The sequence below is a fragment of the Deinococcus yavapaiensis KR-236 genome, from assembly GCF_003217515.1.
Classification (GTDB): Bacteria; Deinococcota; Deinococci; order Deinococcales; family Deinococcaceae; genus Deinococcus_A; species Deinococcus_A yavapaiensis.
Genome location: NZ_QJSX01000003.1, coordinates 277,392 through 293,161 on the forward strand (window position 1 = coordinate 277,392; position 15,770 = coordinate 293,161).

Here is a 15,770-nt window from a genome sequence, read left to right on the forward strand (position 1 = left end):
TTCCTTTAACTGTACAGGGCCGCGTGCACGCGGGGCATCGCCGACGGCCCGCCAATCCTTTAGCGTATCCTCACCAAGAAAGGGTGCCGCTTGGGGACACGATCGCGCGTCCACTTGGCGTCACAACGTCTTTTTGAACGTCAAGCTCGCGAGCAGCAAGGTGATCGCCGCGAAGACCGCCAACCCGACGAAGGCGCTCATGAGGTCGCTCAATTCCGCGCCGCGCAGCATGATGCCTCGCACGGCCGACAGGTAGTACTTCAACGGCACGAGCGTGGAGAGCGCCGTGAAGAAGCGGTTGAAGCCTTCGAGGGGCAGCAGGAAGCCGCTGAGGAAGATGCTGGGGATGATGAAGGCGATCGTGGCGAACATCGCTTGAGGTTGCGTGCGCGCCACGGTCGAGATGAGGATGCCGAGCCCGAGGCTGCCGAGCACGAACAGCAGCGCGGCCAGCACGAGCAGCCACACGCTTCCGACGAGCGGCACGCCGAACAGCCAGTGGCCGATGCCAAGGACGAGCGCCGCGTCGGTCGCGCCGAAGGCGAAGTACGGCAGCAACTTGCCGAGGACGACTTCGGCGGGCCGCACCGTCGTGACGATAAGAGCCTCCATGGTGCCCGCCTCGCGCTCGCGCACGATGGCGAGCGCCGTCAGCATCACGCAGATCAGCGTCAGAATCAGGCCCGAGAGGCCGGGAACCATGTACACCGCGCTGCGGTTGTCAGGATTGTAAAGAATCTCGGACGTGAGGCGCGCGGGCAAGCTGAGGGTGCCGGTGGCGGCGCGCACCGCGCCGAGGGCGGCCATGACGTCTTGCATGGCGGACGCCGAGGCGGCGCGAATCTGCGCGGAGAACGCCGGATCGCTGCCGTCCACGGCGAGGGTAATCGGCACGGCCTCTTGCTTGCGCGCGGCTGCCAGCGCTCCCTCGGAAATTTCCAGGACGGCGCGCACGCGTCCCGCCCGTGCCGCGTCGAGCGCGGCTCTGCGCGAAGGCATGGAAATCAACTCGAAGCGGTCGTCGGCGGCGTACGAGGCGAGGATGCGCTCGCTGACACGGTCGCGCGACGCGTCGACCACACCGAGCTTGATGTTCTTGACGTTCGTGTTGAGGGCGTAGCCGAACAGCAGCAGCATCACGATCGGCAGCAGCACGATGAGTCTTGGCAGCACGGCGTCGCGGCGCACGTGCAAGAACTCCTTGCGGGCGACGGCGAGGACGCGGTCGAGCGAACTCGAGGTGTTCACGCTCTCACCTCCGAGCGGGTGGGTCCGGCATACGCGACGAAGACGTCCTCGAGGCTCGGCGTGACTTCTCGCAGTTCGCCGAGGCGCGCGAGGACCGTGGCGGTCCGGGCGTCGTCGGCGACGACGCGCACCTCGTCGCCGATGATCCACGCGCCGGTGACGCCGTCGAGGGCGCGCGCGGCGTGCAGCGTCTCGGCGAGGTGCGGCGTCCTGAGGGCGTAGCGCACGCCCGGCAGTTGCGCGCGCAGTTGCTGCGGCGTGCCTTGAGCGAGCAGGTGGCCGTCGGCGAGCAGGGCGAGTTCCTGGCAGCGTTCGGCTTCGTCCATGTAGTGCGTCGTGACGAACACGGTGGTGCCGCTGGCGGTGAGGTCGTAGATGACGTCCCACAGGTCGCGTCGCGCGACCGGATCGAGGCCGGCGGTCGGCTCGTCGAGGAAAAGCACGCGCGGTTCGTGCACGACGGCGGTGCCGATGCACAGCCGCTGGCGCCATCCACCCGAGAGCTGCGCTGCCTTGTGGGCGCGCCAACGCGCGAGTCCGAGGCGTTCCAGCGTGGCGTTCACGGCGGGGCCGACGTCGCGCGGCCGCAGGTACAGGGCGGCTTTGAAGCGCACGTTTTCCTCGACGGTGAGGTCGCCGTACACGCTCGCCGCTTGGTTGGCGTACCCGATGCGGGCCTTGACGGCCTCGGGGTCGGACAGCGAGGCGCCCGCGACGGTGCCCGTGCCGCTCGAGGGTGGCAGAACGCCGCTCAGCATGCGGATGGTGGTGGTCTTGCCCGCGCCGTTGGGCCCGAGGTAACCGAAGACGATGCCGGACGCGACGGTGAGGGACAGGGGCGCGATGACTTCCGTGCGTCCGTAGCGCTTGGAGAGATGCTCGGTGTGGATGGCGACCGTGTCCTGCATGGCGACTCCTTTTTCTACAAGTGTAGAATTCTACGCGCGAGGAAGTCAACGGACGTGGAGATACAATGCGCTCGTGAGTTTGCCTCCGAACGACGATCTTCCCTCCAAGCGGCCCACCGGACGGCGCCGCGGTGACAGCGGCGCGCGCCAAGCGATTCTCGACGCCGCCCGCGAGCAGTTCGCCGCCAAGGGCTACACCGCCGCCACCGTGCGCGACATCGCCGCCGCCGCGCGCGTCGATCCCGCCCTCATTCGCCACTACTTCGGCAGCAAGGACGACCTCTTCGCCGCCACCTTGCACATTCCGCCCGACTTGGTGCAAACGGCCACCGCCGTGCTCGCCGGAGATCCCGCCACAATCGGCGAACGCTTCGCGCGCGCCTACCTCGGCATTTGGGAAGACCCCGTCACTGCCGCCCCGGTGCGCGCGATCTTCCGAACGGCCGTCACGACCGACAAGGCCGCCGACCTTCTGCGCGAATTTCTGCAAAGCCGCGTTCTGCGCGAAGTCGCGCCCGCGCTCGGAACCGACCGGCCGGAAATGCGCGCCATCCTCGCGAGCACGCACCTGCTCGGCATCGCGATCGCCCGCTTCGTTCTGCACGTCGAGCCTCTGGCGAGTCTCGACCGCGAGGAACTCGTCGCCATCCTCGCCCCGACGATTCAGCACTACCTGACGGCGCCGCTGCCTTCGCGTTCCTGACGTCGCGAAGGCAGCGGCGTCAAGGCGTCAGCGCAGCGAGCTCAAACTGTACGCGACGCGCTCGCCGTTCGCGCCGTGCACGCCGAGCTCCTCGGGAATGGCGCCGTCGGCAAGGCTCAGCGTGACGTCCACGCGGCCCGCTTGCACGAGCGTGACCTCGGACGAGAGCACCTTGCCGTTCCCGACGAAGCTCCAAGCGCGCACGTCCTCCTCACGCTCTCCACGCGTCGTGAAGCGCAACGCCAGCCGACCGTTTTGCAAGCGCGCCTCCTCCAACTTCACGGTCACCTCTCCGAGCGCCACGAAGCGAGCTTCCTCTCCCCGCTGCAAACCGGCGGCGTCACGCGCGATCACGAACGTCTTGTCGAACGGGTGGAACACGAGTTGCGCGCCTTGCCCGCGCGCGAACGCCTGAACGTCCACGTACGGCTCCTCGGCGCGGCGAATCACCTCGTACTTCACGTCGCTCGCCGCGCGGTTCAGCAAGCCGCCGAACAAGCCGTTCAGCGGCCCCAAGTCGACTTTGCTCGTCACCGAGCCTACCAAGGCGTTCACGTCGATGACGCGGTCGAGAATCGGCCCGAGGTACTTGCCGAACCGGTTCGCCTCGACGAACACCTTGCCGCCCTCCTCGACCGTGCTCAAGTCGGTGTGAACGCCGTCGAGGAAGAATCGATAGTCGAGCGCTCCGGCGGAAGACGAGAGGATCAGGGCGAGCAAGGTGAATCGAGCGAAGGTCTTCATGCGCTTCACCGTAGGCGCCGCAGCATGATTCCCGCGTGTTGCGCGACATCACTCGGTCATGCCCGCCACGGTACGCTTCGACTCGAAATGGAGCTGAGAACATGACCGACATCCGAGTCAAGAGTGGTGAGGCCGAATTGATCGGCGAGGTGAGCGGCGAGGGACGAACCGTGGTGTTTTTGCACGCGGGCGTCGCCGACCGACGAATGTGGCGCGCGCAAGTCGCGGCGACCGAGGCGCGCACGGTGACGTACGACCGACGAGGCTTCGGCGACACGCGCCCGCAAGACGAGCCGTACGCTCACATCGACGATCTGCTCGCGGTGCTGAATCACGTCGGCGCCGAGCGCGCGACCCTCGTGGGCTGCTCACAAGGCGGAAAGATCGCGCTGGACTTCGCGCTCGCCCACTCCGAGCGGGTGGAGGGACTCGTGCTGATCGCGCCCTCCATCGGCGGCGCTCCGGCTCCCGAGACGTTTCCCCCAGCAGTCGAAGCCCTGCTGGAGGACCTCGAGGTGGCCGAGGAGTCAGGAGACGTCGATCGCCTCAACGAGATGGAAGCTCGGGTGTGGCTCGACGGCGTGCTCGGAGAAGAGGGGCGCGTGTCGGGCGAACTCCGCGCGTTGTTCCTAGACATGAACGGCGTCGCCCTGCGCGCTTCCCAACTCGGCGAGGAACGGCCCGCCGATCCGGCTTGGCCTCGCCTCGCCGACATCACGGCGCCAACCTTGATCGTGGTGGGCGACCTCGACTTTCCTCACGCGCAGGAGCGCTGCTCGCGCCTTGCTTCGCTCGTGCGCGACGCTCGCCTCGTCGTCATGCCGCGCGCCGCGCACCTTCCGAGCTTCGAACACCCCGAGGCCTTCCAAGGGCACCTCGACGCCTTCTTGGCCTCTTCTTCTCGCTGACCTAGAGGAGCACGCGGCGCTTCTCGCCGCGTGCTTCAAGACGCCGTCTGCTCGACGCGCTTCGCGAGCGCCTCCAAAGCTCGGCGAACGCTCGCCTCGCCGACCGCGTCACCGAGCGCCGCGTACGTTCGCGCCGCCGCCGTGTACGCTTCGTGCGCCTCGGCGAATCGCAAGTTCGCCAAGGCGGACTCGGCCGCCTTCACGAGCCAAGGCGCGGCTTGTCGCGCGTCCTCGCCTTCCTGGTACTGCGCGGCGACGCGCGCGGGCGGAGCGCCCGCCGACGCGAGCACGCGCGCCGCGCTTCGGTGCAGCACGCGGCGCACCGAAGCGGGCATGCTCGACAAGACCGTCTCCAGCACGAGGTCGTGGCTGAAGGCCTCGCCCGACACGACTTGCGCGTCCTCCAACTCCTCCCACGCGTTCGCCGTGTCGAGCAAGCCGATGCCCAGCGTTTGCGCGACGAGCTCGAGGCTGAACTCGCGGCGCAGGACGGCCGCGGCCCGCGCCGCTTGCAACGCGCCTTGCGACAGGCGCGTGAGGCGCTCTTGAATCATGGCGCTCACGCCCTCGTCCGGTCCCGCGATCGGCCGCACGTCGCCGTCACCTCGCTCGACCATGTTCTTCACGGTCTCCAGCACGAACTGCACGTTGCCTCGCGTGACGCGCGCGATCTCGCTCGCGGCGCTCACTGCGCTCGCGACGTCCAACTCGCCGATGAGCGTGGACACCGCGGCGTCGCTGAGAGGCGGCAACTCGATCGGCACCATCACGCCCGCCGCGTACATCGAGTCGAGCAACGCCGCCGAGTACGGTGGAAGCGCGTTCGTGCGATGGCAGTACAAGCAGCGCAGCAACGTGTTCGTATCACCCCAGAAGCGCGACCCGACGTACGCACCCGCCTCGATGCTCGGCTCGTCCATGAACTGCACGTCGTCTGTGCAGATGATGAGCGGCCCGCGCTCCGCCACGAGACGCACGACCTCGTACTGCGCCTCGTAGAAGCGGCGCTTGTCGGCTTCCGTCGCCATGGGCGGCGGAGCCTCGCCGAGTTCCGGAATCATGCGTGCGAGCTCGCGCACGACCCATTCGGGCAACTCCAAGTCCGGATTCGCCTCCAGCGTCTGACGGTAGTTGCGCGCGTGCGTGGCGTACGGCACGTCCACGTCGCCAGGGCGTCCCTGGAAGAGCAAGATCTGGTGTCCTTCGCGCGACCGCAGAAAGTCCTGCGCGAGGCGTGACTTGCCCGAGCCCGGGTCGCCTTGAAGCATGATGCCCAAGCCGTTCGCCCACGCTTCCTCCATTTTCGCCCACACGTCCTCGCGGCCCACCAGCGTCGGCGGTCGCAGCACCGTGAGGGGAAGACGGCCCCGCCCGTGCCCCGCGCGACCGGACGTGACGCGCCCGAGCGTTCCACGGTCGATGTCACGGGCGAGCGCGTGCGTCTCGGGAGAAGGGTCCGTGCCGAGCTCGCGCGCCAGCACGGCTTTGCAGCGGTGGTAGGCGCGAAGCGCGGCGGGTCGGTCGCCGAGATCGTAGTAAGCTTGCATGAGCGCGCGGTACGCGACTTCGTGCAGGGGATCGAGGTCCACCCAGCGCTCGGCGAGCGACACCGCCTCGGCCGCGTCGCCCGAGGCCCGCGCCCGCGCGAGCGCCGCTTCGTACTGGCGAGCCCGCGCGACCGCGATCTGCTCGCGCTTCGCGAGAATCCACTCGCTCAACTCGGGGAGATCGTCGAGATCCACGGTCTCCAACAGTCCCCCGGCGAACGCGCGGGGCGCCTCGGCGGGGTCGAGCTCGCTGCGCGCGTCCACCGAGACGCTTTCGTGCAGCGACAAGACCTCGCCGCCCTCCACGAGTTCCGCCCCGACCGCGTCGCGCAGACGGCGCAGCAGGTGAACGAGGTTGTTGCGAGCCGCTCCCGCCGGAGTTTCGGGCCACAGCAACTCCACGAGCCTGGCGCGAGACGTGGGGCCTTCCATGGCGAGGTAAGCGAGCAGGGTGGCCGTCTTGCGTTCGAGCGAAACGCGACTTTCCGGCATGGTGAGCGACGAGAGGCTCGGCGTGCCGAGCAGGGCGAGTCGCCAAGCGAACCGGGAATCGAGCATGCTCGATCGTAGCACGAGTCACTGTTCGCTCGTGACCCCGGATCGGCGCGCGGCCAGCATTCGACCGTGAACGCGCGGTCGCGTACGAAACGATTCGCGCAGTTCGGGCGGAACGCGCGAGGCAGCGTCGTCCAGCCACCGCTCGGCCCGCTCCAGCGAGCGCCACGCGTCGCGCTCGCCCGCGCCGCTCCGCGCCTCGAACGCCGTGAAGAACACTTCACCGCGCGTCACGTCGCTCGGCTCCAACGTCTCGAGGCGCTCCTCGGCTTCCCGCGCGCACGCCGCGGCCTCCTCGAAGCGCCCGAGGCGCACCAACGCCGAGGCGAGACGTGAAAGGGCCGCGATCTCCAAGCCGCCGAGTTCGTGCTGCCGCGCGACGCGCAAAGCTTCCTCGGCCGCGACGCGCGCGAAGGCCGAATCCGCGTCGAGCGCCTCCACGAGCCGAACGCGCCCGAGCGACAACGGCCGCGGCGCCTCTCCGAGCGCCGTCCTCGCCCGCTCGAGGTGAGGCGCGCTCGGCTCGCCCCGCTCGAACGCGAGGCGGGCCCGAGCGGCGAGCAGCCTGACGCGGTACACGTCGGGCACGCACGCGCCCAGCGCTCGCTCCAAGTACGCCTCGGCTTGCTCGAACGCCCCGAGAAACGTGAGTACCTCGCCGAGACAGCCGCGCGTGTAATCGCGCAGCCAGCCCGTCGGGTCGAGCTCGAACGCCTCCACCCGCTCCAAGTAGCGCACCGCCTCGTCGTACTCCCCGACGTCGGCGCACGCCAACCCGAGGACGAGCGTGAACGCCGCGTCCTCACCCGAACTGCTTTCGCGCAAAGCTTCCACTCGCCGCAAGGCGTTCAAGGCGGCGCGCGCGTCCCCGAGCTCGCTGAGGCACACCGACAAGTTTCGCAGGGCCACGGCGAGGTGCCCGTACTCCCCGAGCCGTTCGAGCAGGGCGCAAGCGCGCTCGTGCACGCCGCGCGCCTCGCGGTGACGATCCTGGTGGTCGAGGATCACGGCGAGGCTGCTGAGGTTCGCGCCGAGATCGCCCCTGTCACCGAGCGGTTCCAGCCGTGCCACCGCTTCGCGCAGGGCGTCCTCCGCGTCCCGCAGACGCTCTTGCACCCACAGCGCCGCTCCGAGGTCCGCCAGCAAGTTCGCCCGCAGCGAGATCTCCTCGGGTCCGGCGTCAACCACCGCGTGCTCGGCCTGCTCGTCGAGCGCGCGCAGACCCCGCCGAGCCGCCGTCTCCGCTCGGCGGCCCTCGCTGACCGACGCGTACAGCTCGCTTTGCAGATGCCAGCCACGCGCGCGCTCCAACGGCGTTCCCGCGCGCTCCAAAACGTCGTTCACCGCTTCTTGCCGCGCCGAGGCGTCGTCGGTCATGCCGATCGCCTCGGCACGTCCGAGCCACTCCGCGAACGCTTTGGCGTCCCCCGACGCTTCGTACGCGCGCGCCGCCGCCTCGTAATGCGCGGCCGCTTCGCGAAAGCGCAACGACGCCCGCGCCGCCTCGCCCGCCCGCGACCACCACGGCGCGGCCTGCAACGTTTGCCCGCCTTCTTGCCAGTGCCACGCGACGCGCGCCGGCGGCGCACCTTCAAATTCGAGCGCGCGCGCCGCTCCGCGGTGCAACAGGCGCCGAATCGAGGCGGGCGTTCCCGTCAAGACCGCCTCGGCCACGAGGTCGTGGTGAAAGCGGTCGTCTCGCAGCACCCCGGCGTCCTCCAAGACGCTCCACGCGCTCGCCACGTCGAGCACGGGCGCCGACAAGACGCTCGAGACGAGCTCCGGCGTGAAGTCGCGCTTCAACGCGGCGCACGCGCGCGCGACTTGCAACGCGACCTTCGGCAAGCGTCCGAGTCGGTCTCCCAGAAGTTGACCGAGCTTGGGAGGAACGCCGGACGCCGAGAAGTCGCTGCCTTGCCGCAAGGCGTTCGCGCCTTCGAGCACGAACAGCGGATGCCCGTGCGACGCGTCCGCCAACCCCTGCGCCACCTCCTCGGGCACGTCGAGCGCCGCGAGAAGCTCGCGCGTCTCCCGCGCGTCGAGGGGCGGCACGTGAATCCACGCTGCCTGCCCGTCCGTCACGAGCCGCTCGAAGATCGCTCGCGTCGCCGCCGGAAGGCCGTCTTCACGGTGCACGGCCACGAAGTGCGGCAACGTCCCGGGACGTCCCAGCGGAAAAGCCACGCCGATGAGGTCGAAGCCCACTTCGATGCTCGCTTGGTCCACGTACTGGATGTCGTCGAACAAGCACACGTCGACGTCGTGCAGACCGAGCGCGAACACGAAGCGGATGGTGTCCTGCAAGTTCGCCGCCGCGCTCGACGCGGGCGTCTCGCCCGGCGGCGCGAGTTCGGGCAGCAGGAAACTCAAAGTTCGCCGCGCGTCGAGCGGCAAAGGCGCTTCGATGCGCGTCAGGACGCGCCGCAGGTTGCGAACGGCGGCCGTGTACGGAACGAGCGCGTCGCCCGGGCGCCCTTCGAGCCACAGCACGCGTCCCTTGCTGGCGGTGAAGTGCTCGGCGAGCGCCGACTTGCCCATGCCAGGCTGACCGTACAAGATGATGAACTGCCCGCGCTGCCACGCCGCTTCCATGGCCGTCCACTCCCTCGAACGACCGACGAGCAGACGCGGACGCGGCGCGGCGTCCGCCGTGACGGCCGGAACGTTCGGCGTGACGTCTCCGCGCTCGACGAGCTTGGCGAGTTCCAGCGTCTCGGGCATCGGCTCGGTTCTCAGGGTGTCGTGCAGCATCGCGCGCAGACGCTCGTACTGCGCGCGCGCCTCCTCGACGTTGCCTTGCAGGTACGCCAGCCTCATCACACGGCGGTGCGCGCCTTCCGACAACGCGTCGAGATCGAGGACACGCCGCGCGAGTTCCTCGGCGCGGGCGAACTCACCGCTCGCCTCGTGCGCGTCGGCGGCCTGCGCCAAGAGACGGGCGCGCCGCGCGTCGAAGCGCTCGCGCTGCACCGCCAGCCAATCGGCGAGGTCGAGCTCCTCGAAGGTGACCCGTTCGAGCAGTTCCGCGTCGTACTCGACGTGAACCGGTTCGTGCACGTCCACCCGAACGTTCGGCGCGAGCGTCAGGGGATCGTTTTCCAGCACCAGCGAAGTCTTGAACGAGCTTTTCATGCGCCGCAAGAGTTGCACGAGGTTGTTTCTCGCCGCGGATTCCACTCGGTCGGGCCACAGCAACCCCGCGAGGCGCGAGCGCGTGACGTTGCTCTCCAGCGCGAGGTACGCGAGCACCGCGAGCGGCTTGCCGTCCAAATCCCGTTCCAGCCCGTCGGACGACGTCAGTCTCGGCGCCCCCACGAGTTGCAGGCGCCACGTTGGCGATGAGGTCATGACGCCTTCAAGCTAGCAGAATTCACCGTGAAGGCGCGCGAAAATCTCTTGCTTGCCAGGCAACATCTCACGATCACCAGCGAGTCGGTACCTTCCGAGCAGTTGAAGGTTCGACGAGGAGGAACCCAAATGATTCGAGTGCAAGCAGGAGACCGGCTGGACAATCCCGTGACAGGCGAACGTGGCGTCGTGATCGAAGCGCCGAGCGACACGAACGGCAGACGGCTGATCGTCGAGATTCTCGTGCGGCCCGGCGGGGCCGTGGCGGGCGCGCACGTTCACCCCGCCATCGACGAGACCTTCACGGTCTTGCGCGGCCACGTCGGCATGCTGATCGGCGACAAGAAGATGGTCGCGCCGCTCGGTGAGGCCGTCCACTGCCCGGCGGGTACCGTGCACGACTGGTGGAACGCGGGCGACGAGGACGCGGTCATCCGCGCCGAGATCACGCCGGGCGACCGCTTCCTGGAGATGGTCATCAACCTCTTCTCGCTCGCGCAGGACGGCAAGACGAACAAGAAGGGCATGCCGAACTTGCTGCAACTCGTGGTGTTCGGAGAGGAATTCCAAGACGTCGTCTCCTTCGTCGGCGGTCCGCCCAAACCCGTCTTGAAGCTCATGGGCGCCGTGCTCGGCCCGATCGCACGGTCGCTCGGCTACAAAGGCAGCTATCCCGAGTACGTCGAGCGCATTCGCCGCACCCCCCCGATCTCCGCGCACGATTGACCGTCCCGAGCGACCCGAAGGCCGAGCAGACGAACAGTCCTGCTCGGCCTTCGGGTCGCTCTCGGCGTACGAACGCGACGTCGGCTCTTGGCGCGTCACCGATGAGGCATGATGCGTCTTGATGCCAACCTCGCCGCCCGTCTTCGACGGTCACAACGATGTCGTTCAGCACCTCTTGGAGTACCGCGAGGGCGGACGGGACTTCCTGCTTCGCAACCCCGAAGGGCACCTCGACTTGCCCCGCGCCCGAGAAGGCGGCCTCATCGGCGGCTTGTTCGCGCTCATGGCCCTTCCGCCGCGTCCCCCAGAAGACGACTTGACGATCACTTCCAGCGGGTACGAGGTTCGGCTCGCGCCACCCCTCGATCCTGGAGGTGCCCGCGCGCAAGTGCTCGCACAACTCGCCGCCCTCGAACACCTCGAACGCCGCGCCGAGGGACAACTGCGCATCGTGCGCACGAGCGAGCAACTCGCCGCCCTCGACGCGGATGGCCCCCTCGGCATGGTGGTGCACCTCGAAGGAGCGGACGCGATCGACGCCGACTTCGCCTTGCTGTACGACCTGCACGCGCGAGGACTGCGGTCGCTGGGCTTGGTGTGGAGCCGCCCGAACCGCTTCGGGCACGGCGTTCCCTTCGCGTACCCTCGCTCGCCGGACACCGGGCCCGGCCTCACGCCCGACGGGAAGGCGCTCGTGCGGGCCTGCAACCGTCTGGGTGTGATGATCGACGTGTCGCACCTCAACGAGCGCGGCTTCTGGGACGTCGCGCGGCTGTCGGACGCTCCGCTCGTCGCGACGCACTCCAACGCGCACGCGGTGTGCCCCTCGACGCGCAACCTCACCGACGATCAGCTCGGCGCGGTGCGTGAATCGGAAGGCGTCGTGGGATTCAACTTCGCCGTGAACGACGTGCGTCCCGACGCGCACCTCGACCCGGACACCAACGTGGAGGTGCTGGTGCGCCACGTGGACTACCTGCTGTCGCGCCTTGGCGTGGATGGCGTGGCGCTCGGCTCGGACTTCGACGGCGCGGTGATGCCGCGCGCCGTCGCCGACGCGAGCCACCTGCCGACGCTGCTGAACGCCCTGAGGACGTTCGGGTACGACGAGGACACGCTCGGCAAGCTCGCGAGCGGCAACTGGCGGCGGGTGTTGCGGCGCACGTGGCGTGACGAAGCGTGAAACGAGCGAAGAGAAGCGTGGCCATCGCTGCTTCTCTTCGCTCGTTCGAGTCACTCCTTCTTGAATCCGCCTGCCGTGAACACCACGTCGGCGCACGAAGGCCCGAGGATCACACGTCGCGCTTCATCCGCGCCCCTCTAGCGTTCCACCCGCCGAGATCCGCCCACGCGTCTCCTGTCACTTCACCCCGCCGAGGTCGAACACGAGGCCGTGGCTGTTCGGTTCGCGCAGCACGAGCGACTTCAGCCCGACGCCTTGCGGCGCGACGAACACGAGCCGCACGCGGTACTCCTCGCCGGGCTTGAGGCTGCGGCCCGTCGCTTCCTCGGGACGGCTGCCCTTCGCGAGCAGCCAGTACTTGACGGGCTCGCCGTCCGCGTCCACGAGCTCCGGCCAGAATCGGCCGCTGCCCGGCGTGTCCTCGTCGGCCCCGGCGTTCTTGATCGTCAGCGTGGCGAGCACGAGGCGCTTGCCCGACGGCGCGTCGCGCCCGTTCATCGCCTCGCCCGAGAAGGTGACGTCCTCCAGCTTGACGTCGTAACGCCCGACGGGGTAGAAGACGTTCATCTTCGCGGGGCCGTCGGCGAGCGCCGTGGCGCCGCTCGCGTCCTTGGGGTCGGCGAACGGAACGGGCAACTTCTGCACGACGCCGCGCAAGTCGTAGCGCAGGACGGGGTCGGCGTCGCGCTGCACGATGAGCTTGGGAACCACGCCGCTGGCAGGCACGCGAATGACCGCCGTGACCTCGACTTTTTGCGCGGGCTTGATGCTGCCCGTGAACGGCGTGCTCGTCCCGGCGCGCACGAAGGTCTGCTCGTTGCTGAAGTTGACGTCGAGCGCGTCGACCGCCGTGAACGACAGGCCGTAGAGATCGGTGTCCTGCTTTTGAGGATTGTGCGCCGTGAAGCGCAGCACCAAGAGCTTCTCGTTGGCCTTCGGCACGATCGTGAGCGTGCCGAGCAACGCGCGCGTGGTCGTGTACGACGCGCTCACCAGCGTGATGTTGATCGGGTCGCGCTTGCCGATGGTGAAGGTCTGACCGATCTTGGCGTTTTGCCCGTCGAGTTGCGTCGTGCCCATCACGGCGGGCGCGGTGGCGGGCGGATTGGCGGCGAAGGCGGTGGTGGCGAGTGCGAGCGTCAAGGCGGGCAGGATGATTGGGACACGCATGGAATTCCTCCGGGCGACCTCGTCGGCCGCGATGACGAAACCTTAGCGATCCGAGCATGGCTGGCGAGTGTGGCGCGAGGAGGCGTCTCGCCTCGCGTCGTTCGGATCCTCGAAAGCGAGAAGCGCCGAGCGTCATCGCTCGGCGCTTCTCGCTTTCGAAATCACTTCACGGCGCTGAGGTCGAACACGAGGCCGTGGCTGTTCGGCTCGCGCAGCACGAGCGACTTCAGCCCGACGCCTTCCGGCGCGACGAACACGAGCCGCACGCGGTACTCCTCGCCGGGCTTCACGGCGCGGTTGATGGCTTCCTCGGGGCGGCTGCCCTTCGCGAGCAGCCAGAACTCGACGGGTTCGCCGTCCGCGTCGAGCAGTTCGGAGCGGAAGCTGTAGTGCGACGGGCTGTCGGCGTCCGCGCCGAGATTCTTCATGACGACCGTCGCGAGGACGTAGCGCTTGCCCGAGGGCGGCGTGCGGCCCAGCATGGCCTCGGTCGAGAACGCGACGCTTTCGAGCGTCATGTCGTAACGCCCGACCGGGTAGGTCTTGCCGAGCGCGCCGGGCGCGTCTCCGAGGGCCGTGGCGCCGCTCGTGTCCTTCGGATCGGTGAACGGGGCGGGCACGGCGGTCGCTTGACCGCGCAGGTCGTAGCGCAGCACGAGGCCGTCGCCGCGTTGCACGATGAGTTTCGGCACGACGCCCGTCGCGGGCACGCGAATCACGGCGACCACGTCGATCTTCTGCGCGGGCTTGAGGCGCGCGTTGTACGGCTCGTTCGTGTCGGCGCGGACGAAAGTGCCTTCGCTGACGTGGTTGACGTCCTTGACGTCGACCGCCGTGAACTTCAGGCCGTAGAGGTCGGTGTCTTGCTTGTTGGGGTTGTGCGCGGTGAAGCGCAGCACGAGAAGCTTCTCGTCCGCCTTCGGCACGATGGTGGTCGTGCCCATCACGAAGCGCGTCGTCGTGAAGCTCGCGCGTTGCAGCGTGATGTTGATCGGGCTTTGCTTGCCGATGGTGAAGGTCTGGCCGATCTTGGCGTTTTGCCCGTCGAGCTGCGTCGTGCCCATCACGGCGGGCGTGGTGGTCTTGGCGGGGGGGTTGGCGGCGAAGGCGGTGGTGGCGAGTGCGAGCGTCAAGGCGGGCAGAATGATTCGAACACGCATGGGATTCCTCCTGGCGACCTCTTCGGTCGTGATGACGCAACCTTAGTGGCCTCAGGGTGGCTGCACGATGTTGCGCGCCGAACTCGGCGTCTAAGCCGCTCGACGGATGCGGCGCGGCGAGAGTCTCGGTACGCTCGACGGGAAGGAGGGATCTATGCCTGGCACTGCGCGCGGCGCCGTCTTCGGCCTCGGGGACTGAGTTCCCCTCGAGTCCGTGAACAATTCATTCGCCGCGAACGCCTCGGTTCGCGAGCGCACGGTGAACTCGTGGGGAACGCGCTGGCCCGTCGCCTGCCGTTGCTCGTCGTGCCTTCGTGGCACGTTTCGCCGTGGAGTGTTTCATGTCGATGTCCCGTTCGTTCGATCGCCGTCCCTTCTTCGCCTTGCTCGTCGCCAACGCCTTGTCCTGGCACGGCTCGGCCGTCACGTCGCTCGCCGTGCCTTGGTTCGTTCTGCAAGGCACGAACAGCCCGACCTTGACCGGCGTCGTCGCGTTGTGCGGCCTGCTCGGAAGCGCGGCGTCCTTCGCGCTCGGCGGCCCCCTCGTCGACCGACTCGGTCACCGTGAGGCCAGCGTGCTCGCCGACTTGCTGAGCGCCGCCGCCGTCGCGGCGATGCCCGCGCTGTACGCTTCGGGGCACTTGTCGTTTCCGCTGCTCGCCGCCTTGACGTTCGCGCGCGCCGTGCTCGACGGCCCAGGCAACACGGCGCGCGCGAGCTTGCTGCCCGACTTGGCGCGTCAGGGCGGCTTGGAGTTGGAGCGCGCCAACACCCTCGGCGAAATCGCGGAAAGCGGCGCGGGCTGGACGGGTCCGCTGCTGGGCGGCGTGTTGATCGCCTCGCTCGGCGCGCACGCGGTGCTGTGGATCGACGCGGCGTCCTTCGTCGTGTCGGCGGCGCTCGTCGCCTTCGCCGTTCCCTCGAACCGCTCGCCTTTCCTCGTCGGTTCGAGGAGCGCCGCCGCCGATTTCTGGGGAGGTTGGCGCTTCTTGTGGGCCGACGGTCCTCTGCGCGTCATCTTCGGATCGAGCGTCGTGTTCAGCGCGCTCATGGCCGCCTTGTTCGCGGTGGTGCTGCCGGTCTTCGCACGCGGGGCGGGCGGCGCGGTCGGATTGGGCGCGGTCGTGTCCGCGTTCGGGCTCGGTTCGGTGCTGGGCTCCGTGGCGTTCGGACGGTTCGGGCACGCTTGGTCGAGGCGAACGACCTTCCTCGTGAGCGTGTGGGGCTTGTGCGGCATTTTCGTGGCGCTCGCGTGCTTCGCCGACCCGAGGGTCGTCGTCGCAGCTTGCTTCCTCGGCGGGTTGATCGCCGGACCGAACGGCCCGCTCATTCCGACGGTGCTGCAAGAGCGCACGCCCGACGCGTTGCGGGCGAGGGTCGTGGCGGCGTCGAGCGCGTTGACGCTCGTCGCGTCGCCGCTCGGCGTGCTGCTCGGAGGCGCCGCCTTGGAGCGCTGGTCTTTCTCCGCCACGCTCCTCGGCATGGCAATCGTGTTCGCGCTCGGCGTGCTGAGCGCGACGTTCGACGGCGGCTTGCGGGCAGTGGACGAGCCCGTCGCCCGTTGACGGCG

Annotated in this window: 12 protein-coding genes; 5 read left to right on the top strand and 7 right to left on the bottom strand. The window is 68.7% G+C overall.

The annotated features are described in order from the left end of the window. Nucleotides 1-120: 120 nt before the first annotated feature. Both DES52_RS05505 and DES52_RS05510 read right to left on the bottom strand, forming a co-directional pair. Complete coding sequence (locus tag DES52_RS05505; RefSeq protein ID WP_110885765.1) at nucleotides 121-1,248, bottom strand: ABC transporter permease; 1,128 nt, start codon at nucleotides 1,246-1,248, stop codon at nucleotides 121-123. Further along, complete coding sequence (locus tag DES52_RS05510) at nucleotides 1,245-2,156, bottom strand: ABC transporter ATP-binding protein (RefSeq protein ID WP_110885766.1); 912 nt, start codon at nucleotides 2,154-2,156, stop codon at nucleotides 1,245-1,247. Before DES52_RS05510 ends, DES52_RS05505 begins: the two co-directional genes overlap by 4 nt. 73 nt (nucleotides 2,157-2,229) lie before the next feature. On the opposite strand from DES52_RS05510, the gene DES52_RS05515 reads away from it, so the two are divergent. Then, nucleotides 2,230-2,859 carry a TetR/AcrR family transcriptional regulator gene (locus DES52_RS05515; protein ID WP_211317864.1) on the top strand — a complete coding sequence of 210 codons (630 nt, stop codon included), beginning with the start codon at nucleotides 2,230-2,232 and terminating at the stop codon, nucleotides 2,857-2,859. 27 nt (nucleotides 2,860-2,886) lie between these two features. Here the strand turns inward: DES52_RS05515 and DES52_RS05520 are convergent, their stop codons facing one another. Beyond that, the gene (locus DES52_RS05520) at nucleotides 2,887-3,603 is read right to left on the bottom strand and encodes a hypothetical protein (protein ID WP_110885768.1); all 717 of its coding nucleotides are present in this window, start codon (nucleotides 3,601-3,603) and stop codon (nucleotides 2,887-2,889) included. A gap of 101 nt (nucleotides 3,604-3,704) precedes the next feature. Between DES52_RS05520 and DES52_RS05525 the strand changes: the two genes are divergently transcribed. After that, entirely contained in the window at nucleotides 3,705-4,511 is an 807-nt protein-coding gene (locus DES52_RS05525; RefSeq protein WP_110885769.1) for an alpha/beta fold hydrolase, read from the top strand. 35 nt (nucleotides 4,512-4,546) lie between these two features. Here DES52_RS05525 and DES52_RS05530 read toward each other — a convergent pair whose 3' ends face one another. Together DES52_RS05530 and DES52_RS05535 are read right to left on the bottom strand one after the other, a co-directional pair. After that, nucleotides 4,547-6,616, bottom strand: a complete 2,070-nt coding sequence (locus DES52_RS05530; protein WP_110885770.1) for an ATP-binding protein — start codon at nucleotides 6,614-6,616, stop codon at nucleotides 4,547-4,549. 18 nt (nucleotides 6,617-6,634) lie between these two features. Beyond that, nucleotides 6,635-9,961, bottom strand: a complete 3,327-nt coding sequence (locus tag DES52_RS05535; protein ID WP_110885771.1) for an ATP-binding protein — start codon at nucleotides 9,959-9,961, stop codon at nucleotides 6,635-6,637. A gap of 129 nt (nucleotides 9,962-10,090) precedes the next feature. On the opposite strand from DES52_RS05535, the gene DES52_RS05540 reads away from it, so the two are divergent. Further along, the gene (locus DES52_RS05540; RefSeq protein ID WP_146237196.1) at nucleotides 10,091-10,687 is read left to right on the top strand and encodes a cupin domain-containing protein; all 597 of its coding nucleotides are present in this window, start codon (nucleotides 10,091-10,093) and stop codon (nucleotides 10,685-10,687) included. Nucleotides 10,688-10,808: 121 nt separating this feature from the next. Further along, on the top strand, nucleotides 10,809-11,870 hold the full coding sequence (locus DES52_RS05545; RefSeq protein WP_110885773.1) for a dipeptidase: 1,062 nt from the start codon (nucleotides 10,809-10,811) through the stop codon (nucleotides 11,868-11,870). 177 nt (nucleotides 11,871-12,047) lie between these two features. Here DES52_RS05545 and DES52_RS05550 read toward each other — a convergent pair whose 3' ends face one another. After that, a complete protein-coding gene (locus DES52_RS05550; RefSeq protein ID WP_110885774.1) occupies nucleotides 12,048-13,040 on the bottom strand; it encodes a DUF4352 domain-containing protein in 993 nt (330 codons plus the stop codon). A gap of 161 nt (nucleotides 13,041-13,201) precedes the next feature. Then, nucleotides 13,202-14,200, bottom strand: a complete 999-nt coding sequence (locus DES52_RS05555) for a DUF4352 domain-containing protein (RefSeq protein ID WP_110885775.1) — start codon at nucleotides 14,198-14,200, stop codon at nucleotides 13,202-13,204. Between the two features lie 341 nt (nucleotides 14,201-14,541). Here DES52_RS05555 and DES52_RS05560 point away from each other — a divergent pair, with 341 nt between their 5' ends. Next, nucleotides 14,542-15,765 carry an MFS transporter gene (locus tag DES52_RS05560; protein ID WP_110885776.1) on the top strand — a complete coding sequence of 408 codons (1,224 nt, stop codon included), beginning with the start codon at nucleotides 14,542-14,544 and terminating at the stop codon, nucleotides 15,763-15,765. Nucleotides 15,766-15,770 lie beyond the last annotated feature (5 nt).